Genomic DNA, 23,624 nt, shown 5'->3' with positions numbered 1-23,624 from the left:
CTATCGGCAAAAAAAAGCCTCCCTATGCTTGCGCAGAGGAAGGCAAAAAAACCAGCGGAGTGCTTAGAAGGAGGTTCCGCTCGTTATTACAACACCAGGAGGTAGTTACAAATTCTTGGATCGGCTATTCAGCAGCGCCTTAGTCGACATATTGCTAAATATGGAAGTGGCAGCGAATAACATTGTGGAGATGACGAACAAGCCGGAAATAAAGCTCCAAACACCGACAATAAAAAGAACGCCGATCAAGATGTCTTTTTTAAAGTCGTTCATTGTGCTCAAATTCTCTATTTTTAAATCTTGCGCTTGACAAGACTTCATGCGCTTGCTCTTCAGTTGCAGCGCACTATACAGGATAGAAAAAAGTTTACAATTAGGCTTTTACTAAATAAATTGTATACAATTTAGAAACAATAGAAATGTCAACGCTTTTTGGTGATTTTTTTACTTTCCAGGAGATACCATGGACAAACTAACCAGCATGAATGTCTTTGTCCGCGTCGCCAAAGCGGGCAGCTTTGCCGGAGCCGCCAAGGACCTTGATATTTCCAGGGCTATGGCGACTAAACATATCATGCAGTTGGAAAGCGAACTGAACACGCGCCTGTTCAACCGTACGACCCGCAGCTTAAGCCTGACGGAAGCCGGCGAGGCTTACCTGGAGCGTTGCCAGCAAGTTCTACTGGACGTAGCGGAGATGGAATCGGCGATCACTCACCTACAAACAGAGCCGCGCGGCACCCTAAAAATTCTGGCGCCACCGGTCATCGGCGCCAGCCATATTTCGCCGGGCTTGACCGAATATCTAAAAAACTACCCCGACCTCTCCGTAGAGATGGTGCTGAAAGGCGGACAAGTCGATTTAATCGATGAGGGCGTCGATCTGGCTATTTATTTGGGACAACTCAACGACACTAGCCTGGTAGCCCGAAAGTTGGCCAGTTCCTCGCTGGTCGTTTGCGCGTCCCCGGAATATCTTAAAGCACATGGCACTCCGCAAGACCCGGAAGACCTGGAAGACCATAGCTGCTTGATCAACTGGGCGATCCCGCCGCGGAACAAATGGCGCTTCAAGGGCATTCTCGGGGAGCGCACTGTCACCGTCACGGGCAGGATGCAGGCCAATATGGCCGATCCGATCCGCAACGCCGCGGTGAATGGCTTGGGCCTGATCATGTTGCCGCGCTATATCGTCGGCCGCGACATCGAGCAAGGCCGGCTGCAAGTAGTGATGGAGCAATACGGTATCGCACCGCTGGAAATTTATGCAGTGTACCCGCACCGCAAATATTTGTCGGCCAAAGTACGTTCGTTTTTAGAGTTTATTCAAGCCTGGCTACCGCATCGGATCGGCATGAACCCATGACCGAATTGCAAGACAAGTGGGATACCATTTACCGAAATGCCTGCTCTCCGCCACTCCCTGCCGAGGTGCTGAGCCAACACCAGTACTTGCTACCCAAGCAGGGCAAAGCGCTGGACTTGGCCTGCGGCCTGGGCGGCAACGCCGTCCTCCTGGCCGAGTCCGGCCTTGATGTGGACGCTTGGGATATTTCCTCGGTCGCTTTACAAATATTGCAACAACAAACTACCGAAAAAGGCCTGTCAATCGCCACTCAGCAATGCCATATCAGCGCCGAAACACTGGCGCAACAGGCTTACGATGTGATTGTCATCTGTCGTTTTCTTGACCGAACCCTGTGTAATGCGATAATGGCAGCCTTGAAACCGGGCGGCCTGCTGTTTTATCAAACATTTACCCGCAACAAACTTGACCAACAAGGCCCCAGCAATCCCGAGTATTTACTGGCAAACAACGAATTATTGCGGCTATTCAGCCCCTTAAGTGTGGTTTTTTACCAAGAATACGCAAAACTCGGCGATGTGCGATTCGGCAATAGAAACGAAGCCTGTTTTATCGGGCAAAAATGAAGCGGTAAATTAATGATAGAAAATCTCGACCCCAAACAGTCCTGGGCTGTATTACAAACCAATCCGGCAGCGGTATTGATCGACGTTAGAACAGCCATCGAACACAGCTTTGTCGGCCATCCGCCGCAAGCGATTCATGTCGCTTGGAAAGAATTTCCGGGCATGCAGTTAAACACGGGTTTCGTAGACCAAGTGCGGCAGCACGCCCCGAATAAAGCCACGCCGATTCTGCTGTTGTGCCGCAGCGGACAACGTTCTGTAGACGCTGCCAAAGCCCTGGAAGCTGCGGGCTACGAGCACCTGATCAACATTCTGGAAGGCTTCGAAGGCCCGCTGGATGAAAACAAGCATCGCGGCAATACTGGCGGCTGGCGTTTTCACGGCTTGCCTTGGCAACAAAGTTAATCCCTCAAGCCAATCGGTCCGCGCCAGCGCGGAAACCAAAACTAAATCCCGCTGGGCGGCTTGTCCGTTCGGCCTATCTGTTCCTTAAAAATCATCTAGTAAATTATTGTGATAGAAAAACTTAGAAACATCGCGATCATCGCTCACGTCGACCATGGCAAAACCACCCTCGTCGATCAATTGTTGCAACAGTCCGGCACCTTCGACGCGCACACCAAAGTCGACGAACGGGTGATGGACTCCAACGCGCTGGAAAAAGAACGTGGCATTACCATTCTGGCAAAAAACACCGCGATCGACTGGAACGGCTATCACATCAATATCGTCGACACTCCGGGCCACGCCGACTTCGGTGGCGAAGTCGAACGGGTTTTATCGATGGTGGATTCGGTTTTATTGCTAGTGGATGCCGTTGACGGCCCGATGCCGCAAACCCGCTTTGTCACCAAAAAAGCCTTTGCTTTGGGTTTAAAACCCATCGTCGTCATCAACAAAGTCGATCGCCCGGGCGCCCGCCCTGATTGGGTCGTCGATCAAACTTTTGATTTGTTCGATAACCTCGGCGCCACTGATGAGCAGCTGGATTTCCCGATTGTTTACGCCTCCGCGTTGAACGGTTTTGCCGGTTTGGAAGCCGACGTATCCGGCGGCGATATGACACCGCTGTTTCAAACTATTGTCGATAAAGTAGCGCCGCCGCCGGTTGAAGTGGACGCGCCCTTCCAAATGCAGGTCATCAGCCTGGATTACAACTCCTATGTCGGCGTTATCGGTATCGGTCGCATTCAACACGGCAAAGTAACGCGCAATATGCCGTTAACCATCGTGGATAACGAAGGTAAAAATCGTAGCGGTCGGATGTTGAAATTGTATGGTTTCCATGGATTGGAACGCGTCGAAGTGGAAAGTGCGCAAGCGGGCGACATCATTGCTTTCTGCGGTATTGAAAACCTGAAAATCTCGGAAACCTTGTGCGACCCTAATAACGTAGTTGCCTTGCCGCCGCTATCCGTCGATGAACCAACCGTGAGCATGACCTTCCAGGTCAACAATTCGCCGTTTGCCGGCAGAGAAGGTAAATTCATTACCACCCGCCAGATTTACGATCGTTTACAAAAAGAGTTGCAGCACAACGTGGCTCTGCGTGTTGAAACCACCGATGATCCGGACAAATTTAAAGTATCGGGTCGCGGCGAGTTGCATTTATCGGTGTTGATCGAAAACATGCGCCGCGAAGGCTTCGAGCTGGGCGTATCGCGTCCACAAGTTATCATTCGCGAAATTGATGGCGTTAAATCGGAACCGTTTGAAAACGTCACGATTGAAGTAGAAGAACAACATCAAGGCACCATCATGGAGAAATTGGGCGAGCGTAAAGGCGACCTGAAAGACATGGTGCCCGATGGTAAAGGTCGTATCCGCCTGGAATATGTCGTGCCTTCCCGGGGCTTATTGGGGTTCCAGACCGAGTTCTTGACGGCAACCTCCGGATCCGGCTTGTTCTATCATGTCTTCGACCATTATGGCCCCGTGAAAGAAGGTGCGGTCGGCAGTCGCGTGCGCGGCGTCTTGATCTCCATGGCCAAAGGTAAAGCGGTCGATTACTCGCTATATCCGCTGCAAGCGCGTGGTGAGTTGTTGGTGGTTAATGGTGATGAAATCTACGAAGGACAATTAGTCGGCATCCATTCCCGTAGTAGTGATTTAGTGGTTAACCCAACCAAACCCAAGCCTTTAACCAATATTCGTGCCGCGGGTACTGACGACAGCTTGACCTGCGCCAAAATTCAAAAAATGACGCTGGAACAAGCTTTGGAGTTTATCAGCGATGACGAACTGGTCGAAGTGACGCCTAAATCCATTCGTCTACGTAAAATCTTATTGACTGAAAACGAACGCAAACGCGCACCGAAATAGTCAAACTAAAAAGCCGTTCTCGTTACTAACGAGAACGGCTTTTTCAAACTAAACCATTCATTCCGACTCTACTGCAATACAAACTTAACACCTATCACCAGCAGCAAGGTTGCCAGTACCGGACGCAGAAAATATTCCGGAATCTTGGCACTCAGATGACTGCCGATCCAGATTCCCGGCACCGACCCCAGCAACAAACTGATCAACAAATCCAGGTCGAAATTCCCCAGACTCAAATGCCCCAAACCGGCCACTGCGGTTAAAGGAATCGCATGCGCCAAATCGGTACCGACAATTTTCAACGTGGTCATTCTGGGATATAGAAATAACAAAGCCACAGTTCCTAAAGCGCCGGCGCCAACCGAGGATAAAGTGACCAACACTCCGAGTACCGCACCGGTAAACACCGTCGCAACTTTTTCCCAGCGCGGCGAAAAGCGGCCGCTGTTTTCCTGGTTGCTATGCTCGTCATCGATTGCCCCCGTCTTGGCGGCTTTACGCAACAGAATACTGCGAACCAGCAAAGCCAGAGCCGTCAGCAACAAGGCCACACCCAAAGTAAACGTAATTGCGCCGGTCACTTCCTTGCCGACCTCCATCAGATTTTTCAGCACATACAAAGTGATACCGGCGAAAGGCAAACTACCCAGTGCCAACCAGCCGACGATTTTCCAGTCCACTGAACCATGCTTACCATGATGAACAAACACCCCGGCGGTTTTCGTAATCGACGCATACAGTAAATCCGTGCCTACCGCGACGGCCGGTTTAAAGCCAAACAAAAACACCAGAAGCGGCGTCATCAACGAACCGCCGCCAACACCGGTAACACCGACCAGCATACCCACGACAAATCCGGATGCCGTATACATTAAATTCATAGACAATCACCTTAAACTTCATAATATTCGATAAGTGACCTCATTATGCCAGCGCAGTCACTCAGCTTATTAATGATTAAATTGCATATGTATATTTAATTTTTAGATATTTATCTGCCTGAGCGCAAATTTACTCAACACCTAAATACCTGAGCTCGACGCCATCCTCGAGTAAACTGACTCTTATTCGCTAAAATCCAACTTTAGGAGGATTTATGGTTAGGCATGCAATAGTTTTAGTATTTGGCTGGTTTTTGTCAGGTACGGCCTTCGGTGATCAAGATGACTGGGTCTACACGCCTCGTCAACAGCCGCAGCAACGACAATACCGGCAGCAACCCGAACAGCGGCAATACAATCGCCGAGACTATTACAGCAATGACTATGATGACCAGGATCGTGATCGTGATCGTGATTATCAAGACTATCAAAGAAATCAAGGCAACCACGATTTTCAGGGCTATCGAGGTGGTTATCGGGGCTATATTCCTCAGCCTCCGACCGGCTATCAGGCTCCAGCCGATTATTATGGATTACCGCCAGTAAGGGGGTTCGTCTACCCACCGCAACCGCAGCAAATGCCGGGATTCGAGAATCACCAACGCGGACGCTGGTAGCCGCAAAACGAACTATTGATCCTTAGCATGAAAAAGGGCATCAGGCTTTCGACATTTTTTCACTAAGATTGACCTTGTGATTCTGAGCGTTTTTGTCGGGAATTCGATAAATTGTCGGACAGTTGGCAAGCGTTCCCGAAGATGGGCTTTTTGGCGGGCTTGGGGGTTGCCATGAAAGTGCCGACTTTCTGTTTACAAGGACACGCTGAACACGCTGGTCGCACTAGTGGATCGACAAGCTCACCACGAACGGAATCAATAACATATGGTTCGCCTTGAGCCTGGTGATGAACTTACTCAGAGCCGCGTTAAGTTTTAAAAACAAACAGTTATTTCCGAATTTTGGACCCGGCGGAAGTTGGTCATGATTTTGCTTGGCGGTTAATGCCTGTCCAAATCAAATCGACTAAGGGGAATAAAATGTTTGAACACAAAAATCTTGACGGTACTTGGAACCGCGTTGTTTCAAAAAGCGATGCGTTTCTAAGCGGTGATATTCTGGAAACTCGGGATATGGTCGGCACCGAACCCGAGAAAATCGCCCGTATGCAATTTGCTGTGATCGGCCAGTACTTGGTCGAGCGTTGCCTGCCGCCGGAAGCCTTGAGTGAAACTTGGGCGCAGGATGCCGGCAAACTCCCTTGGTGGGATTCAGTAAAAAACCCGCCGCATATGGGCATTATCGCCGACTTCAACAGCCACAACGGCGGTCTGCATCGTATTCCTTTCGACGCCAATCATAATGTCGTCGGCTTTGCCAGCGATGGTGAGGAAATCGTTCTCGGCAAAGGTGTGTACACAGTCACCCGCAAAAGCGATGGCAAAGAGTTAAGCGCTGCATCGCAGAGTGAGCTGCGTGCGTTGTATTTCGCGTAACCGGTGGATTGATCGGCATAGAACTGGGTTGAGCCAAGCGAAACCCAGTTTTATTAACCCGGCCCTCAAATATCGTCGCTCCCGCGTAAGCGGGAGCCCTGTTTTCACACTGGATTCCCGCTTATGCGGGAATGAGGGTATCAGGGAATTTAAGAGCTTGGTTAATAAAAAGCTTGGAATAACCATGATCTACCTTGAATTCTAATTCTGCCCTTAACTTCGAATAGTTGGTTTCCCTGAAACGCCCGTCCCACTCAGGCGGAGATCCAGATTTTTGATTATCTCTCGGTCTCGGATGCTACGTATCGATATGCAGTTTTCTCACTTCCCGCTCACCGGCATGATGTGTTTTAGGTAATAATCGGCACGTAGCTGAGAATGCTACGAGTTTTTTCGTTGAATGTAGATTATCGGAACAGAACATGGGTATACAGGATCGCGACTACTACCGGGAAAAATATAAACAGGCGTCGCAAGGCAGTAGTCCCGATTTTGTTGTCAATCAGAAGACCCCGCGTCGTCAAGTAAAAACACCTAGCAGTGCGCGTTATCTGTTGTTTCCAGTCTTAACCATTGCCGCACTTTGGTACGGTGCCGATGCCTTTTTGAAGTTCCAGCAGGCCAAAAGGCAGACGGAGATACCGCTACCGGTCGCTATTGCTCCGCAAGCCCAACCACAATCCAATCTCATTTCCCCCAAAGCCGGTGGCGTTGTCTTGAAAACCGACCCGCAAGGCCATTTTCGCGGTACGGTGTTAGTCAATAATGTGCCCATGCCTTTTCTAATCGACACCGGAGCGACCAAAACTGTGATTCCGAGCGGTATGGCAATCCAAGCAGGTCTGCCCTTCGGCGGCGTGGTGCAATCGAATACTGCCGGCGGCAAAGTAGCGGATCGCGCAACTCAAATCACAAGCCTGGTTCTGGGTAGTGCCGTCATCAAAAATCTCGAGGCGCACATCAACGACCATTTGGATGAAGTGTTGATTGGCATGAATACTTTAAAATATTTCCAGATCACGCAAACGGGCAATACGCTGACCTTGGTAGCCAATAACCAAGCCGGCAACAGACCCGCGAATCAGTCCATGACCAGCCTGGAAACTGTGGCCGCCAATCAGCCGGTTAAAAAGCCCACGACCATCAAAAAAACCGTGCACTGCGATGAACATAAGGTCTGCACGACAACCTACAGCGATCATTGATGTCAGCCATTAGCAGCAGTTTTTATGCTTACCTATCGCGCTTGCGTTGGATCAAGCGTTGGGGTTTGAAGCGCAACGCCCATGAGGAAAACGTCATGGAGCATAGCTGGGAAGTAGCGGTGATTGCCCATACCCTGGCGTTGATCAAAAATCGCTATTTCGCCGGTCAAGTCGACGCCAATGCCGTGGCCACCGCCGCGTTGTATCATGATGTAACCGAAGTGATTACCGGCGATTTGCCGACGCCGATCAAATACCACTCGCCGGCGATTCTCGGCGCTTATAAGCAAATCGAACAACAGGCCGAAACTGAGCTGTTGAACCTGTTGCCGGACGCATTGCGCGAGGATTTTCGATCATTTATTCAACACGAAAACCTGCCGGATGCTCATCAGCAAATCATTAAAGCGGCCGACAAGATTTCCGCCTACTTAAAATGCCAAGCCGAACTCAAGGCCGGCAACACCGAGTTTGAAATGGCCGCCGCGCAGTTGGCTAAGAATATTCATGAATTGCAGCAGCCGGAAGTGGTGTTTTTTATGCAGGCTTTTGCGCCCAGTTGTGGCTTAACCCTGGATGGCTTAATGCAAAAAAGCGATTCCGAAACAGGCCGGCACTAAGCTAAAAGATCGGGCGCTATAGTCCGCGCACTAATAGTTTCAACTGATTTTTAAATTCGCTTTTCAGCCGATAAAGCTGCGCCGGCCGATGCGCACCGGCCGATTCGGTTTGCCCGGCGACTGTTTCCAATACCCCTAATTCGTCCATCTTTCGTCGGAAACTGACTTTGTTCAAGGTTTCGCCCAAGCAGGCCTCGTAAATCTTCTGCAATCTTGGCAGGCTGAAGGTTTCACCGGCCAAGTAACAAGGCAAGGAGGAATACTGCGACTTGTTACGAATCCGGTCTACGGCGGCGGCAATAATCTCGTTATGGTCAAACGGTAAGCGCCGCAACGCATCCACTGGACAAATCGTTAGGCCTGGATTGGTTGCGGACAGGATCAAATCGGCATCGACCAAGGCAAAATACACTACCGAGATTGACCAACCGCGCGGATCTCGCGCTGCGCCGGCAAAGGTTTTCAGTTGCTCTAAATAAGGCGGCAGCAAGCCCGTTTTTTGTTGCAGGATGCGTACTGCGGCGTCCAGGCAATCCCTATCAGCTTGGGCGTGGATATAGCCGCCGGGTAAGGCTTCCTGGTTTGCGTAGGGTTCTTTGTCGCGTTTGGACAGCGTGACGCACAAGCGATCTTCTTTGATGATCAGTAAGACGATATCGACGGTTGAAATAATGGGCTCGGGCATAGCAATCTTGAGTTGGGCGATGGGAGGCATCTTACTTAGTAAAGAATTATAACTATACCTTTATAAAAAAGAGCATATGATAAATTTTTGTTAGTTGCATTATGAAACTAACTTAGTTAAGCTAAGCCCATCTCAAATATCGTCGCAGGTTAAAGCCCATGGCCAATTCTCAATTACTGATCATCGATGCGCAAAACGACTTTTGCGATCACGCTACCGAAGGGTATGTTCCGGCCCTACCTGTGCCCGGCGCCTATCAGGATTGCCTGAGACTGGCGCAGCTGATTGAGCAAGTTGGACTTGCCATTAACGGAGTTATCGCTACGCTCGATAGCCATCACATGATCGATCTAGCGCACAACACATCTTGGCTAACTGAACACGGCGCAGCACCGCCGCCATTTTCCGTGGTCACTGCTGCTGATTTTTTAGCTGGCCGTTATCGCTTGGCCGCCACACCGGTGTCACCGGAGCAAAACGATTATGTTCTAAACTACTTGCGACAACTGGAACAGATGCAGCGGCCTTTTATCCTTTGGCCGCCGCATTGTTTAATCGGCACACCGGGACACAATCTTAATGCCGAGTTGGCGCAATCCTTAAGCCATTGGGAAACGCGAACCTGCAAAGCCGTTACGCTCGTGCAAAAAGGCGAAAACATTTGGACGGAAAGCTTCTCGGCGTTAAAGGCCGTCATCCCGGATCCTGCCGATCAGGCCACGCAGCTGAATCAAGCCGTGTTGGGAATACTCGGTCAGGCGGATCGTTTATTGATCGCCGGCCAAGCCAGCAGTCATTGCGTCAAAGAAACGATTTGCGACATCTTGCAGTTCGGTGCCACCGAGCTAAAACACAAGCTGGTAATTCTGACTGACTGCATGAGTCCTGTGAGTGGATTCGAAGCGGCAGTTGAGCAATTTTTTACCGAACTGCACGCACAGGGCATTCGTCTGGCGACCAGCACCGAAATGGCCTTAGAACTCGCCTCCGCAAACCCTAAAGAATAAGGAATGCTCATGACTGCCATCGTCAAAAGCCTGCTAGAAAACGATTTGTACAAATTTCCGATGTGGCAAACCATGCTGCATAAGCGCCCGGAAGCCAGTGCCGAATACGATTTTATCTGTCGGAGTACGCCGGAATATCCACTGGCTGACTTGCTGGGTGATGTCAAACAAGAACTGGATCACCTCTGTTCCCTGCAATTTGCCGATGACGAACTGGCCTATTTAGCCAAGCTGCGTTACTTAAAGCCGGATTTCATCGAATTCCTGTCCTTGTTTCGGTTCAGAAGCAAATACATCAAGGCATTTGCCGAAGGCGACACCCTGAGAATTCAAGCCCAGGGCCCGCAAGTGCATGTGATGAATTTCGAGATATTTTGTTTATACATCGTCTCTGAATTGTATTTTCGTCGCTTCGACCAGGCGGCGCTGCTGGCGGAAGGCAGACGGCGTTTGCAGGAAAAATTGGCCACGCTAAAAGCCTTTGCTGAGCAGCCCGCAAAAACCCACGCCTTCGAGATTTTCGATTTTGGTTTACGCCGGCGCGCCTGGGGTAGTTGGCAAGAAGAAGTCGTGCGCACGTTTCAAGCCGAAGTGCCGAGCTTGTTCAAAGGCACGTCCAACGTCTATCTGGCCAAACAATTCGGCTTAACGCCGATTGGCACCATGGCGCATGAGTATCTGCAATCTTATCAAGCCCATGTCGTGCGGCTGCGCGAGTTTCAACGGATGGCCTTGGAAGATTGGGCGCAGGAGTTTCGCGGCGACTTGGGCGTCGCCTTAACCGACACCATAGGCATGGATGCTTTCCTTCGTGATTTTGATTTGTATTTTGCCAAGTTGTTTGACGGCCTGCGGCACGACTCTGGCGACCCGGTGGTTTGGGGTGAAAAAGCCATCGCCCATTATCAAAAACTACGCATCGATCCGCATAGCAAACGCCTGGTGTTCTCCGATGGTTTGGATATTCCCAAGGCGATTGGCCTGTATGAACACTTTGCGGATCGCATTCAGCTGGGCTTTGGCATCGGCACCCATTTAACTAACGATCTTGGCGGCCCCAAGCCTTTGAATATTGTGATGAAGCTGGTGCGCTGTAACGGCGACCCGGTGGCGAAACTGTCCGACGCCCCCGGCAAGACTTTATGCAACGACCAAACCTTTATTGCCTATTTGCGGCAAATTTTTAATCACTACGCCTAAATTCTGCATAGGAATTTTTTATGTCTACACGTAATGCCTTGACCATCGCCATCGCGCAAATTAATCCGATGGTCGGTGATTTCGCCGGCAATCTTGAGATTGCCCAGGATGCTTTCCGGCAAGCCAGCGAGCAGAAGGCGCAACTGTTGGTATTTCCGGAGCTGTCTTTGTGTGGTTATTACCCCGGCGACCTGTTGAACGAATCGGCTTTTATCCGTAAAGCCTACGAAGCGCTGGCGGACCTGGCCGCTTTCTCGAAACAGTATCCGGGCATCAGCGCCATTGTCGGCATGCCGATAAAGTCGACCGGGCCAGGCAAGCCGCTGTATAACGCGCTGATTGCCATCCATAACGGCGAGATAGTTGCCGAATATCACAAGCAACTGCTGCCCACCTACAATATTTTCGACGAGCGCCGTCACTTCGAGCCCGGCCAGCAAGGTGCAGTCAGCATCGAGATCGGTGGCTACAAGGTCGGATTGATGATTTGCGAAGACGGCTGGAACGATAACGCCGACGATTATCCGGTTAATCCTTACGAAGCACTTGCTGAGATTCGCCCGGACTTGGTGGTCAGCATTAATGCCAGCCCGTCCAATATCGGTAAACGCGCACAGCGGCATCAAGTGATTTGCGGCGCGGCACGCCGACACGCGTTGCCGATACTTTACGTCAATCAAGTCGGCGGACAAGACAGTATCGTGTTTGACGGGGCATCGTTTGCGGTGAATGCCGATGGCGAAATTGCGCGCGAATGGCCGGCTTTCGAAACCGTGATAGACACGTTGCGTTTTGCCGAGGGCGGATTTCAAACCATTGCGCAACCGGCCCAATCCCAAATTGATAACGATCAGGAATTCATTCTGCAACACATACTGTTGGGCTTACGGGACTATGTGCGGCGCTGCGGCTTCAAGCAAGTCGTGGTGGGCTCGTCGGGCGGCATCGATTCGGCATTGACGATTGCCATTGCCGCGGAGGCTTTGGGGCCGGAAAATGTTATCGCCATCACGATGCCATCGGCATTCTCCAGTAGTGGTTCGGTGAGCGACTCGCGACTGCTTTGCGATGCCTTGGGCGTGCAGCTTTACAGCTATCCGATCAAGACGCTGGTCAATGATTTTGGCGAGCAATTTAAAAGTAGTTTTTCCGAAGAGCTGCGCGGTTTGAGCCTGGAAAATTTGCAGGCCCGACTGCGCGGCACCATCCTGATGGCGTACTCCAACCACTCCGGTGCGATGGTCCTGACCACCGGCAACAAAAGCGAAATATCGGTAGGCTATTGCACACTGTACGGCGATACCAACGGCGGTTTGGGCCTAATCGGCGACCTCTACAAAACCGAAGTGTATCGCTTGTCCACTTACATCAACCAACGCGCCGGCCGGGTGATTATTCCTGAGGCGATTTTAACGAAACCGCCTTCCGCCGAATTGGCGCCCGATCAGAAAGACACCGATAGCTTGCCGCCTTACGAGGTGTTGGATGAAATATTGAAACTGCTGATCGAAGGCAAGCAGTTGGCTGAGCGGGAATATCAACAAGCCCAGGAGTTTGTGACTGGCTATCGAGCCACCGCCGCCGGCGAAGCGGTTTACCAACGCATCGTCGGCATGATAGCGCGCAACGAATACAAACGCCGGCAAGCACCGCCGATTATTCGGGTGCGGCCCAGAGCATTCGGCGCCGGCCGGCAAATGCCGATCGCGGCCAAGCACTAAGGGTGGGAATGATGCCGAAGTACCAAAAAGCCATTGTGATTGGCCGTTACCAAATCTATCACAAGGGTCACGAGCAGCTCACCAATCGGGCCCTGGAAATCGCCGATGAGGTGCTGGTGATCGTCGGCTCGTCGTTTCAGTCCAGAAACATCCGCAATCCGTTCAAATGGACCGAGCGGGCGGCTATGATCACCGCGACTCTGCCGGAGAGCGATCAAGCCCGACTGCGGTTTTTGCCGGTGCGGGATTATTACGACGACACGCTTTGGAATGCCGATGTCAGACGGCAGGTTGATGCTTGTGTTTCCTACGCCGACCGAGTCGCTTTGGTAGGCTTTAAAAAGGACGATACCACTTATTATCTGGATAACTTTCCAGATTGGTCGATGGTGGCGATAGAATCAGAGCTTGATATCGATGCTACGGCGTTGCGCAACCAGCTGTTTGCAGCGGAAAGTGCCGGGACAGCCTTGGCAAATATCTCCAGTCGCATTTCTATGCCAGTGCGGGAATTTCTAAATGATTGGTCCAATAGTCCTGAATACACGATATTAAAAGCCGAATACGCCAAAATCGACCAAGAGAATCAAGTCTACGCCGGCATTCCCTGGGATGTTATTTCGACGACAGTGGATGCCGTGGTTACCTGCAACGATCATGTGTTATTAGGCAAACGCAAGCATTATCCCGGTAAAGGCCTGTGGGCCATACCGGGCGGATTTCTGGAAAAACGTGAATCCTTGTTACAAGGCGCGATCCGCGAGTTGAAGGAAGAAACCAACCTGAATGTGCCGGATGCCAGTTTGCGCGATTGCCTGCAACAGGTTAAGGTTTTTTCCCACCCAAGAAGATCGTGCCGTGGCCGGGTAATTACTCATGGGCATCACTTTGCTTTGGCAACACCTTGGCCGGATAAGACTAGGCCTGAAATCAAAGCTGCGGACGATCTTGAAAGTGTAGCTTGGGTGCCAATCACGCAGCTGCCGGCGCTGGAAGAAGCGCTGTTTGAAGACCATTTCGCTATCTTGTGCAACTTCCTGTCATTTCAAGCCAATTAGAACGATGTACTTTATTTAAGCTTAACAGGTCAGACGGAATAGCCAGGGAAACTCATCAATGAAACCCGAAGATTTACAAAAGCTGGTCAGTGTTACTATGCCTTACGGCAAATACAAGGGCCGCGTTATCGCCGATTTGCCCGGCCACTACCTCAACTGGTTTGCGCGAGAGGGGTTTCCGGGTGGTGAACTAGGCAGACTATTGGCATTGATGCAGGAAATGGATCACAACGGCCTTAAGCCTCTGCTCGATCCGCTAAGACAAATAAGGTTTTGATTAGTCGGTCGGATATCTGTACCACCTGCATTAAGCGGTATTTGCCCGGCAGCAGACAGCAGGTTTTTAGGCAAAAAAATTCCGACACAAGGCCGGATTGAGGGAGGAAGTTATTGCGCTGAACGTCTCTGCAATGGTGACTATAGTATCAGTGTTTTCTAATGCCGAGAATGCGACATAATGTCACGCTCCACTTGGCCGATACTCAGCTTAATGAGGCCCGTGGTGACCGAAATGCCCGTGACCGTGATGCCCGCCATAGCCCCTATGACCACCATATCCCCAGCCGCCGCGAAACATTGGTACGGGTACCGGCACAACCGGCGCTGAATAACCGTAACTATATCCATAGCTACCATAACCATATGGCGTGTACGTTGCTGGATAGGAATCGGCATACGGTGCGTAAGCCACACAGCCGCTCAACATCGTCAGACTCAAAAAAATTAGTGCCAAGCGTATTCTAATGTTCACGGCTACCAACCTCGCCGTATATTCCGGTCACAACGCGGTGCGCGGATGGGTTGTTGGTAAACAAACCCTCTCACTGGCGGCAACCGGTAATAATCTGCCGGTGCTTGGTAATAGCCGACTGCAGGCGGCGGGGCGTATGCCCGGTAATACGGGTTGTTATAGTTATACCCGTAGTTATCCCGGCGATAGCTATGATGACGTCTATTGCCCCAGTCTCCATCATCCGCAAATGTTGCGCTCGAAAAGAGCAAGATGATTGCTAATAGTGTGGTAAGCCTGAACATAAACCCTCCTTATCCGGGATCTTCAGTTGCGGCTCATTGTTCTCTCGCAGGCTTAAACATCTCTTAACTGACGATTATTCTTGAACTGACTTTTTGGGTGCTCGGTATAAATCGAGCATTCCTCCTGATTTCATCTTTCCATAAAATACCTGGCTGGATAGCGTGTTGTAAGGTAAAACAGCTAACAATTGCATTTAATATGGAGACTATATGAGCAACCTGTTTGAGCCCATCAAAGTTGGAGACATCAATTTACCGAACCGCATCGTGCTGGCGCCTTTAACGCGCTGCCGGGCCAGTGTCGGCCGCGTGCCTAACGAGTTGATGGCCGAATACTACGCGCAGAGAGCGGATGCCGGGCTGATCTTAAGCGAAGCCACCAGTGTCTCCGCGCAAGGCGTGGGTTACCCCGATACGCCCGGTATTTGGTCGGATGAGCAAGTGGCAGGCTGGACCAAGGTGACCCAAGCGGTGCATGCGGCCGGAGGACGAATGTTCCTGCAACTCTGGCACGTCGGCCGCGTGTCTCACCCGGATTACCTAAACGGCGAGTTGCCCGTCGCACCCAGCGCGATTGCGCCCTTGGGGCATGTCAGTCTGCTACGGCCAATGCGGGACTACGTGACACCCAGAGCCCTAGACAGCAGCGAAATCCCCGGCATTGTCGAGACTTACCGCAAAGGCGCGGAAAACGCCAAACTTGCCGGTTTTGACGGCGTGGAGATTCACGGCGCCAATGGCTATCTGTTAGACCAGTTTTTGCAGGACAGCACCAATAAAAGAACCGATGCCTACGGCGGTTCGGTGGAAAACCGCGCCCGCCTGATGCTGGAAGTGACGGATGCGGCCATTTCGGTATGGGGGCCGGGTCGAGTCGGCGTGCATCTTGCACCCAGAGGAGACTCGCACACGATGGGTGATTCAGATCCATTAAATACATTTGGCTATGTAGCCGAGCAATTAGGCAAACGCGGCATTGCTTTCATTTTTACCCGAGAATCGCTCGGAGAAAATCGTATCAGTCCGGAATTGAAAAAGCGTTTCGGCGGTGTGCTGATTGCCAACGAAGGCTTTAATCGGGAAACCGCGCAACAAGTCATTGCGGCTGGCGAAGCGGATGCCGTCTCATTTGGCAAGGACTATATTGCCAATCCCGATTTAGTCCGGCGCCTGCAACTGAATGTGGCTCTTAACCCCTACCATGCTGAAACTTTTTATGGCGCTGCGGGACAAGATCCGAAAGTTGGCTATACCGATTACCCGAGTTTGGTAGCAGAAGTGGGTTAAATAATCTTGTGGTTCCCGCACAAGCGGGAGCCACAAATTCTACGCGCCAGTTGGTTGCGATGCTCGCAAGGCGATATTAATCGCCACCCGGAAGCCCGGACAACGCCTTTTCCTGCAATGACTCCAACCAAATTTGGTGATATTTGGACATCCGCTTCGGTAAAAACAGTTGGCCGAGACGCGCCAGCCAACCATGTTGGGTTTCTTCGGTAAGTACATCGCAACCTTTCGCGCTTGGTCGTAACAGCCAGGCGTGGTAAGCGTCGACGCCTATGCCCTTCGCGTCCCAAGCCAGTCGCTCATTCGGCACATACTCCAATACGGTGGAAGTAATGGTGACGCCAAAGGTTTTCCAACGAAACCGCGTGCCCGGCTTAAGTTCTGTACCGGCATTTTCCAGGATGCGCAGATTGGCCGAATTGACATACCAACTCGGCCACAATGGCGCCCGCACCAGCCAAGCCCAAACCCGCTCCGGTTGCGCCGCCATATCCAGTGCGTTGCGCACATGCACCGGGCAATTTTGCGGATGGTAATGCTCTGGCCATTGGATGCCTGATTGATCTATCATAAGTTAACTCTCCTGATGTAGAATTTTGACCGATCGGTATCGTCCAAAAAATATTTCTACAGCCGATTTAATCCCCAGCTTAACAGCCTTTTCCGACCTATCCGCGATTATTCCGGATAGCTTGCAAAAACTGGAACACAGAGGCCTGATGAATATGCACGCCAAGCATCACGCCTGGGGAGAGCACCATTTGTATCCACGCCTTTAGCCTTCCTTCTCGTAGATAAACCTATCATCGATAAAGAAAGTGCCCCCGGTAGTAATAACTCACTCCCCACCAGGGATGGCGGATGCTGAAGTCCAGATAGAACTCGTCCTCAGAAATTGCACGTTCGCTGATGCTGGCCGAACCCAGCAATAAGTAATCTGGGATATTCAGGCGGAGTGGACCGCATTGCCAGAAATGGCCGTTACTGCGATAGTGTAAATCGCCGTTTTCTACGCGGACGTTTAAGCGCAAACCAAAGCCGAACCCGATGGTTTCGATCAATTCGTGGTCGGCTGCATAGTTCATCCTGGAACTGAAGCAGTCGGTTTTGCCGTCCTCGTATGTCATGGTCCGGTGCCATTGCAATGTTTCGCCGTCGGCGGTCTTGTCCACTTCGGCCTGTGCAGCCTGCCCGCGCCACAGCAACAAGCCGCCAAATAAATGAATCAGCCAAATCAACGGAAACAGGTAAATTGGATAACCTATTTCCATCGTTCCCGTTAGCCGGCTTTGTTGGCCGTCGCAAATCCGGTAATGTCTTTGAATCACTTCCGGCAATTGTTGCCAGTCGTCGCCCAATACTTTTTGCATTAATGACACACACATGGCTTAGCTCCAGAGTGAGTTGTGAAATACCATCAAGGTGGTGATGCCTATCATGCCGAAGAATGCCGGAACGCCCAGCCACAGCCAAATCCTGGCGTAATAGTGGTACAGATACGGCAAGGCTCGGCCTTGGGCCAGTGACTGGACGGCGATGTCGCGCATGCGGATCTGCAAAATCACCACCGGCAACCAGCATAAGCCGGTAATCAAATACAACACCAATGTCCACCACAGCCAGCCGTCGCCGAACGAGGCCGACAATTGCTCGGCCAGTAAAACGCCGGTTAGCGGCTGGATAATCACGGTCGGTGTGGTGAACCACCAATCGGCCAACACTACATGTTTGCTGGTCGTGGCGATTGCCGCGTGATCGCCGCTTTTGTCGGCCATTACCTTATAAAACACCGTGCCGGAACCCAAGCCGAACAGGACGATGGCGCTGAGGATGTGGATCAATTTTAACGATAAATACATCATGACTGTTCTCCTTCCATTGCTCTAAACATCAACAAACACATTAAAAACGGCAGGTTTTTCAATAGTGGGCCGAACGGGTGGAATACAAACGCCGGCAAGCACAACGCCACTACCAGGCTATAGCCCAATACGATCCAGAACTGCCAGAGCAGCAGTTTGTTGATCCGAAACCGCACTAAAGTTGCCAGACCCAAGGCAATATCCATTGCCGCCAAACCGTATAAAGCTATTGGCGCGCCCAAGCCTGTGATGCCGAGCGGCGCCAACAATTGGTAACTGAGCTGATGCGGATAGAAAAACAGCGAGGTGATGCCGCTCCATAGCCAGACGAAGACAATCACGTATCGCAACAAAGGCTTGAGAAAATACAAACCCGCATGCCAACGCTCGGCTTGTCTGGCCGCTTGTTCGAACCATTGCTCGTTCAAGTTGACGGGCGCTCGACCCAAAAACTGAGTGAGAGGGCCCGGATCTGCGCAATTGCCTCGATTCAGCATCGCTACGTTGTCTTTGCTCAAAATCGGCTCGCCCAGCCATTTGCCAAAACCCGCCATGGTCAACGCATAGTGGTAAGGAATGGCGCACGTTTTTGCCTTGGGTTTGCCCAGTCGCCGCCTAAGCCCTTGCAGCCAGTCCGCATAAGTTATCTGACTGGGGCCGACCAAGGCCAAGGTCTTACGGCCGGAAACAGCGGACTCAAGACAACGACAGACGGTAGCGGCTACATCATCGATATGAATGGGTTGTAAAAGTTGGTGCCCGCCATCCGGCAGAAAGTGCACTGGTAAGGCTGCCAAAGCATGAAACAAGCCGCTACTTTGCCCGCCGGCGCCGTAAACCAGTGACGGTTGCAGTACAAACCAGTCCACCGGCAATTCACGTAAGACATCGTCGGCCGCTTTTTTGCTGAGATGGTAAGCGGATTCAGCATCCTGGTCTGCGCCAAGAGCTGAAAGTTGCACGATCTTTTTTACCCCGGCTTGCGCGCCGGCCTGAAACAAGGCTATCGGCGCTTGGGTATGCAATTGGGTAAAGCTTTGGTTTTTGTTCTCCGCAATAATGCCGACGCAATTGACGATTGCATCGACAGCTTGCAGATGCGGTAGCCAGGAGTCGATTGCACCGGCCTTGGCGAAGTCCAATTTTAATGGGGTCAGGTTTGGATGATCGATCAGCAGCTGTTCGGGGTGACGACAACAGGCCGTGATCCGGTAACCCTGTCGCAGCAATTTGCGTAATACGGCGTTGCCGATAAAACCGGTCGCGCCGGTTAATAGAATATTCATGGTTTTGCTCCAAATTTGAGAGGCAGGAGCAGGTTAACGAGAACAAAAACGACGAACTTCCAGATTGATAGGACAGGAATATAAATAATTTACGCGGGATATAAACCCATAAATATCAACGTCATATATATTTACAAAATGATAAAAATGGAGTTTTTTTCTTTAGCCGGCGTGCGTTTTGCGAAATTGTCCTGGCGCCACACCGACAATGTCGCGAAACGCCGCGTAAAAATTGGACTGGGTGCTAAAGCCCACTGTCAAGCCTATCGACAATACCGATGCATTGGGCTCTGCCAATAGCAGTTGTTTCGCTGCGGCTATGCGCTGCTCGCGGATATAGCGGGAAAAGCCTTGTTGAAATTCGGTATTGATCAGCTCCGACAACTGATGCTGACTCACCTCCAATTGCTCGGCCAGCAGGGCTAGATTCAGGGTTTCCAGCGCATATAGTTTGTCCTGTGTCATCAACACGTCGAGCTTGGCCAACACTGCGGACTTATCTACATTTTTTAATGTCGATTCCGCATAAGCCGCTTGCACCGCTTCCGACACGTCGGCGGCGATGCCGGGGAAACGCAGCAAGGTCAATGCCACCGCAAAAAACGCCATACCGATCAAGATGCTGTAAGCGCCGATAAAGTCGGTTTCATTGAGCAAGGGCCAAATAAAACCCAATACCAACACCGCCAGGGCAATCGCAAACAAAGTCCCCAAAGCCAAAAGTTCCAGATGAAAACGCCGGCGTTGTTCACGCAACGCATAGACCGTTTTTGCCAGCCAGAGCAAATAGCCGCTGCCGATTAAAAATGCACCGGGCAAAGCCAGGGGGTAAGGCAAGCTAAAGCACAACGCCAACGGTAAAACATGCAGGCCGTCGTGCCAGCGGTAGTCAATTTGGGTAAGCAATAGTTGGCGACTGTAGAAATAAAAGCTGGGGGCGATGCTGTATAGCAGTAGCAAATACGGCACAGAGTGTAGGTAATCGAATCGGCTTAATATCCAACCCAGGTGCAGGGTTTGAATGCCTGCCAAGCCGGCAATCAACAAAAATCCGGACCATGGCGCCGCGCCGCGTTGCAATTCCTGGCGCTGCAAGAGCTTGCCGATGATTAACAACATGGCCGCGCCCAAAGAAAACCCGATGAATAATAAAGAAACGATTTGCATGGCAGACCAAGCGGAAAAATGAGTTTTCAGTTTAGACTTGGTTTTCCAGGCTGCAAAAAAGACCGCCAGCTTGGGATCTGTGTTTGTCGGTGCTATCGCTTAGCGCCACTGTTGGTTAAAATCCCCTGATAGGCGAACATGTCGATTCTCATAATTTATGAATTAATCTCACAATTGTGATGTGAAGTCTCGTAATTAGTAAAATAAGCTAGGCGCAAAATATATGACTACTCGTTACCGATTAGAGTTGTGTGACACATCTGGGCAACACAAACCTATAGCTGCATTCGAATCCGACACGCCTTTCCATACCGTTGTGGTTGGCGAGCGTTTCGATGACGCTGGGTGGGACCGACTTGACGGCGTAGGCATTATAGCTTCACCAGATCGCCCAATGCGATATACAGTTCACTCCATCAAACATCTGGTTTATTCGGAAGCCGAAGGCCTAATAGTCAAATATTGTCTCAATCTTACTCCCTTCGAAGGCCCCAGTTCGCCTGTTTGGGTAAACGAATGAAATCACGTTCATAAGGAATTTTAAAAATTGTGAGATTTTGTTGGGTTTTTACAGTTAAAAACGAGACTTTTAATCGAAAAAAAACGTCATCCTATATGTAACTTATTGAATACTTTGGTAATGCAATTTGCAAGAATTATGAGAACTGACAGAACAAGAGGAAGTACACATGGCTTTAGCGGAAAAATTATCGATCAGCGTGGCGGATTATCTGCAAGGCGAATTGGTCAGTGACATCAAGCATGAGTATATCAATGGCGAGGTTTATGCCATGGTTGGTGTCAAACGCGCGCACGATACAGTGACAACCAATTTAATTGCCTTCCTGCATACTCATCTGCGCGGCAGCCCTTGCCGGGTTCACTCCGGGGAGATGAAAGTCCGTGTGCAAACCGTCCAAGACGATTGCTTCTTCTACCCGGATTTACATGTCACCTGCTCTGCCACCGACACTGCCGAACATTACAACAGCCAGCCGAAACTCATCATCGAAGTGCTATCGGATGCTACCGAACGTTATGACCGGGCCGAAAAATTCCACCGTTACCGCAAACTATCCAGTCTGGAAGAATACGTGCTGATTGCTCAAGATACACAACGAGTCGAATGCTATAGCCGCGACAATCAATGGGATTTGCGCCTTTATCAAGCCGGCGAGCGGGCGGTGTTGCAATCCATCAGCCTGGAATTGGCCGTTGCCGAAATTTATGAGGGGATAGCGTTCGACGATGTGGCTTAGAGACGCAATCCCTGCGTCTCTAATTTTCCGATCTACTTATAACTTACGCTAACACCACCGGAATTTTGCCGATTTTTGATTGCCATTCCTTCGGTGCGGTATTGTGAATCGACTCTCCATGACTATCGACCGCCACCGTTACCGGCATATCTTCCACCACAAATTCGTGAATCGCTTCCATACCCAGCTCCGGAAACGCCACCACCCGCGCCTGCTTGATGGCCTTGGAGACTAAATAAGCCGCGCCGCCGACCGCGATCAAATAGACGGCTTTGTGTTTGGCAATGGCCGTTATCGCTACTGGGCCGCGCTCGGATTTGCCTATCATGCCCAGCAGACCGGTTTTTTCCAACACGGTCTCGGTAAAGCTGTCCATCCTGGTGGCTGTAGTCGGACCTGCCGGGCCAACTACTTCGTCGCGCACTGCATCGACCGGACCGACGTAATAAATGAATTTATCTATTAAATCGACGCCGTTCGGTAAGGGTTCGCCTTTATTTAGCAGATCGACGATACGCTTGTGCGCCGCATCGCGGCCGGTCAATAGCGTACCACTGAGCAACAAGGTTTCGCCGGGTTTCCAGTCGGCAACGTCTTGCTTGGTCAGGCCGTCGATATTGACCCGTCGCGCCGTGCTGGCAGATTGCGTGATTTCCGGCCAATCGGATAATTTAGGCGGCGTCAATATAGCAGGGCCGGAACCGTCCAACACAAAATGCGCGTGACGGGTGGCGGCGCAGTTGGGGATCATCGCCACCGGTTTGTTGGCGGCGTGAGTCGGGTAATCGAGGATTTTCACATCCAGCACCGTGGTCAGGCCGCCCAAGCCTTGCGCACCGATGCCGAGTGCGTTGACCTTGTCGTACAACTCCAGCCGCAATTCTTCCAGCGCATTGCTGGGGCCGCGCGCGATTAAATCCTGAATATCGATAGAGCCCATGCAAGCCTGTTTCGCCAAAATCATGGCTTTCTCGGCGGTACCGCCGATGCCGATACCCAAAATACCGGGCGGACACCAGCCGGCGCCCATGGTCGGTACGGTTTTCATCACCCAATCGACGATGCTGTCGGCCGGGTTGAGCATCACAAATTTAGACTTAGCTTCCGAACCGCCGCCCTTTGCGGCGACTTCCACGTCCACTTTGTCGCCTGGCACCAATTCCATATGAATTACCGCCGGTGTATTGTCCTTGGTGTTGATACGCTTGCCGGCCGGATCGGACAGGATCGACGCGCGCAACACGTTATCCGGATGCAGATAAGCCCGGCGCACGCCTTCGTTGACCATTTCGCTGACACCCAGCTTGGCGTCCCAGCGCACCTCCATACCTATCTTCAAAAACACCGTGACGATACCGGTGTCCTGACAAATCGGCCGCCGGCCTTCCGCGCACATTCGGGAATTGATCAGAATCTGCGCCATCGCATCTTTCGCCGCCGGGCTTTCCTCCTTTTGGTAAGCCGCATACAGCGCGTCTATAAAATCTTTGGGATGGTAATAGGAGATAAACTGCAAAGCATCGGCGATGCTTTGAATAAATTCGGTTTGGCGGATGGTAGTCATGGTGGTCATCGGGCTATGAAGGAGAATGTTTGGAAATTTA

General features: G+C 51.2%; 24 protein-coding genes. 15 read left to right on the top strand and 9 right to left on the bottom strand.

What is annotated here, in order from left to right; genetic code table 11:
- Positions 1–463: 463 nt before the first annotated feature.
- The 4 genes from G006_RS0115925 (at position 464) to typA (ending at position 4,254) form a co-directional block, all read left to right on the top strand.
- Positions 464–1,366, top strand: coding sequence for a LysR family transcriptional regulator (locus G006_RS0115925; protein WP_020484211.1), 903 nt, complete (start codon positions 464–466; stop codon positions 1,364–1,366).
- Positions 1,363–1,932 (top strand): class I SAM-dependent methyltransferase, encoded by a 570-nt coding sequence (locus G006_RS0115920; RefSeq protein ID WP_020484210.1) that lies wholly within the window; start codon positions 1,363–1,365, stop codon positions 1,930–1,932. The genes G006_RS0115925 and G006_RS0115920 overlap by 4 nt, the downstream gene beginning before the upstream one ends.
- A gap of 12 nt (positions 1,933–1,944) precedes the next feature.
- On the top strand, positions 1,945–2,337 hold the full coding sequence (locus tag G006_RS0115915) for a rhodanese-like domain-containing protein (protein ID WP_020484209.1): 393 nt from the start codon (positions 1,945–1,947) through the stop codon (positions 2,335–2,337).
- Between the two features lie 108 nt (positions 2,338–2,445).
- Positions 2,446–4,254 carry a translational GTPase TypA gene (typA, locus tag G006_RS0115910; protein WP_020484208.1) on the top strand — a complete coding sequence of 603 codons (1,809 nt, stop codon included), beginning with the start codon at positions 2,446–2,448 and terminating at the stop codon, positions 4,252–4,254.
- A 68-nt stretch (positions 4,255–4,322) separates the two neighbouring features.
- On the opposite strand, the gene G006_RS0115905 is transcribed toward typA, so the two are convergent.
- A complete protein-coding gene (locus G006_RS0115905) occupies positions 4,323–5,135 on the bottom strand; it encodes a sulfite exporter TauE/SafE family protein (RefSeq protein WP_020484207.1) in 813 nt (270 codons plus the stop codon).
- 215 nt (positions 5,136–5,350) lie between these two features.
- Here G006_RS0115905 and G006_RS0115900 point away from each other — a divergent pair, with 215 nt between their 5' ends.
- From G006_RS0115900 to yfbR, 4 genes are all read left to right on the top strand, one after another.
- Positions 5,351–5,752 carry a hypothetical protein gene (locus tag G006_RS0115900; RefSeq protein ID WP_152428882.1) on the top strand — a complete coding sequence of 134 codons (402 nt, stop codon included), beginning with the start codon at positions 5,351–5,353 and terminating at the stop codon, positions 5,750–5,752.
- Positions 5,753–6,172: 420 nt separating this feature from the next.
- On the top strand, positions 6,173–6,628 hold the full coding sequence (locus tag G006_RS0115895) for a hypothetical protein (RefSeq protein ID WP_020484205.1): 456 nt from the start codon (positions 6,173–6,175) through the stop codon (positions 6,626–6,628).
- 422 nt (positions 6,629–7,050) lie between these two features.
- Positions 7,051–7,833 (top strand): retropepsin-like aspartic protease family protein, encoded by a 783-nt coding sequence (locus G006_RS0115890; RefSeq protein WP_020484204.1) that lies wholly within the window; start codon positions 7,051–7,053, stop codon positions 7,831–7,833.
- Positions 7,833–8,453: a 5'-deoxynucleotidase gene (gene yfbR / locus G006_RS0115885; protein ID WP_020484203.1), complete on the top strand. Its 621-nt coding sequence runs from the start codon at positions 7,833–7,835 to the stop codon at positions 8,451–8,453. The genes G006_RS0115890 and yfbR overlap by 1 nt, the downstream gene beginning before the upstream one ends.
- 16 nt (positions 8,454–8,469) lie before the next feature.
- Here yfbR and G006_RS0115880 read toward each other — a convergent pair whose 3' ends face one another.
- Positions 8,470–9,138, bottom strand: coding sequence for an NUDIX hydrolase (locus G006_RS0115880; RefSeq protein WP_026147098.1), 669 nt, complete (start codon positions 9,136–9,138; stop codon positions 8,470–8,472).
- 158 nt (positions 9,139–9,296) lie between these two features.
- Here G006_RS0115880 and G006_RS0115875 point away from each other — a divergent pair, with 158 nt between their 5' ends.
- The 5 genes from G006_RS0115875 to G006_RS0115855 are packed head-to-tail and all read left to right on the top strand — an operon-like array spanning position 9,297 to position 14,401.
- Complete coding sequence (locus G006_RS0115875) at positions 9,297–10,145, top strand: isochorismatase family protein (RefSeq protein ID WP_020484201.1); 849 nt, start codon at positions 9,297–9,299, stop codon at positions 10,143–10,145.
- Positions 10,146–10,154: 9 nt separating this feature from the next.
- Entirely contained in the window at positions 10,155–11,345 is a 1,191-nt protein-coding gene (gene pncB, locus G006_RS0115870) for a nicotinate phosphoribosyltransferase (protein WP_020484200.1), read from the top strand.
- A 20-nt stretch (positions 11,346–11,365) separates the two neighbouring features.
- Positions 11,366–13,066: an NAD+ synthase gene (locus G006_RS0115865; RefSeq protein WP_020484199.1), complete on the top strand. Its 1,701-nt coding sequence runs from the start codon at positions 11,366–11,368 to the stop codon at positions 13,064–13,066.
- 8 nt (positions 13,067–13,074) lie between these two features.
- Complete coding sequence (locus G006_RS0115860; protein ID WP_020484198.1) at positions 13,075–14,124, top strand: NUDIX domain-containing protein; 1,050 nt, start codon at positions 13,075–13,077, stop codon at positions 14,122–14,124.
- Between the two features lie 58 nt (positions 14,125–14,182).
- Entirely contained in the window at positions 14,183–14,401 is a 219-nt protein-coding gene (locus G006_RS0115855; protein ID WP_020484197.1) for a DUF3820 family protein, read from the top strand.
- Positions 14,402–14,611: 210 nt separating this feature from the next.
- Here G006_RS0115855 and G006_RS0115850 read toward each other — a convergent pair whose 3' ends face one another.
- Positions 14,612–14,875: a hypothetical protein gene (locus tag G006_RS0115850; protein ID WP_200860438.1), complete on the bottom strand. Its 264-nt coding sequence runs from the start codon at positions 14,873–14,875 to the stop codon at positions 14,612–14,614.
- Positions 14,876–15,369: 494 nt separating this feature from the next.
- Here G006_RS0115850 and G006_RS0115845 point away from each other — a divergent pair, with 494 nt between their 5' ends.
- Positions 15,370–16,446 carry an alkene reductase gene (locus G006_RS0115845; protein WP_020484195.1) on the top strand — a complete coding sequence of 359 codons (1,077 nt, stop codon included), beginning with the start codon at positions 15,370–15,372 and terminating at the stop codon, positions 16,444–16,446.
- A gap of 76 nt (positions 16,447–16,522) precedes the next feature.
- Here the strand turns inward: G006_RS0115845 and G006_RS0115840 are convergent, their stop codons facing one another.
- From G006_RS0115840 to G006_RS0115820, 5 genes are all read right to left on the bottom strand, one after another.
- Positions 16,523–17,017 (bottom strand): SRPBCC domain-containing protein, encoded by a 495-nt coding sequence (locus G006_RS0115840; RefSeq protein ID WP_020484194.1) that lies wholly within the window; start codon positions 17,015–17,017, stop codon positions 16,523–16,525.
- Between the two features lie 232 nt (positions 17,018–17,249).
- Complete coding sequence (locus G006_RS0115835; RefSeq protein ID WP_026147096.1) at positions 17,250–17,831, bottom strand: DUF4166 domain-containing protein; 582 nt, start codon at positions 17,829–17,831, stop codon at positions 17,250–17,252.
- 3 nt (positions 17,832–17,834) lie between these two features.
- Positions 17,835–18,308: a DUF2269 family protein gene (locus G006_RS0115830; protein ID WP_020484192.1), complete on the bottom strand. Its 474-nt coding sequence runs from the start codon at positions 18,306–18,308 to the stop codon at positions 17,835–17,837.
- On the bottom strand, positions 18,305–19,594 hold the full coding sequence (locus tag G006_RS0115825) for an NAD(P)H-binding protein (RefSeq protein ID WP_020484191.1): 1,290 nt from the start codon (positions 19,592–19,594) through the stop codon (positions 18,305–18,307). The genes G006_RS0115830 and G006_RS0115825 overlap by 4 nt, the downstream gene beginning before the upstream one ends.
- Positions 19,595–19,756: 162 nt before the next feature.
- Positions 19,757–20,713, bottom strand: a complete 957-nt coding sequence (locus G006_RS0115820) for an AraC family transcriptional regulator (protein WP_020484190.1) — start codon at positions 20,711–20,713, stop codon at positions 19,757–19,759.
- A 737-nt stretch (positions 20,714–21,450) separates the two neighbouring features.
- On the opposite strand from G006_RS0115820, the gene G006_RS0115815 reads away from it, so the two are divergent.
- Positions 21,451–22,020, top strand: a complete 570-nt coding sequence (locus G006_RS0115815; RefSeq protein ID WP_020484189.1) for a Uma2 family endonuclease — start codon at positions 21,451–21,453, stop codon at positions 22,018–22,020.
- 43 nt (positions 22,021–22,063) lie between these two features.
- Here the strand turns inward: G006_RS0115815 and G006_RS0115810 are convergent, their stop codons facing one another.
- The gene (locus tag G006_RS0115810; protein ID WP_026147094.1) at positions 22,064–23,584 is read right to left on the bottom strand and encodes a fumarate hydratase; all 1,521 of its coding nucleotides are present in this window, start codon (positions 23,582–23,584) and stop codon (positions 22,064–22,066) included.
- Positions 23,585–23,624 lie beyond the last annotated feature (40 nt).

This window comes from Methylomonas sp. MK1, from assembly GCF_000365425.1.
Lineage (GTDB): Bacteria > Pseudomonadota > Gammaproteobacteria > Methylococcales > Methylomonadaceae > Methylomonas.
This window is presented reverse-complemented; position numbering and strand designations above follow the sequence as displayed.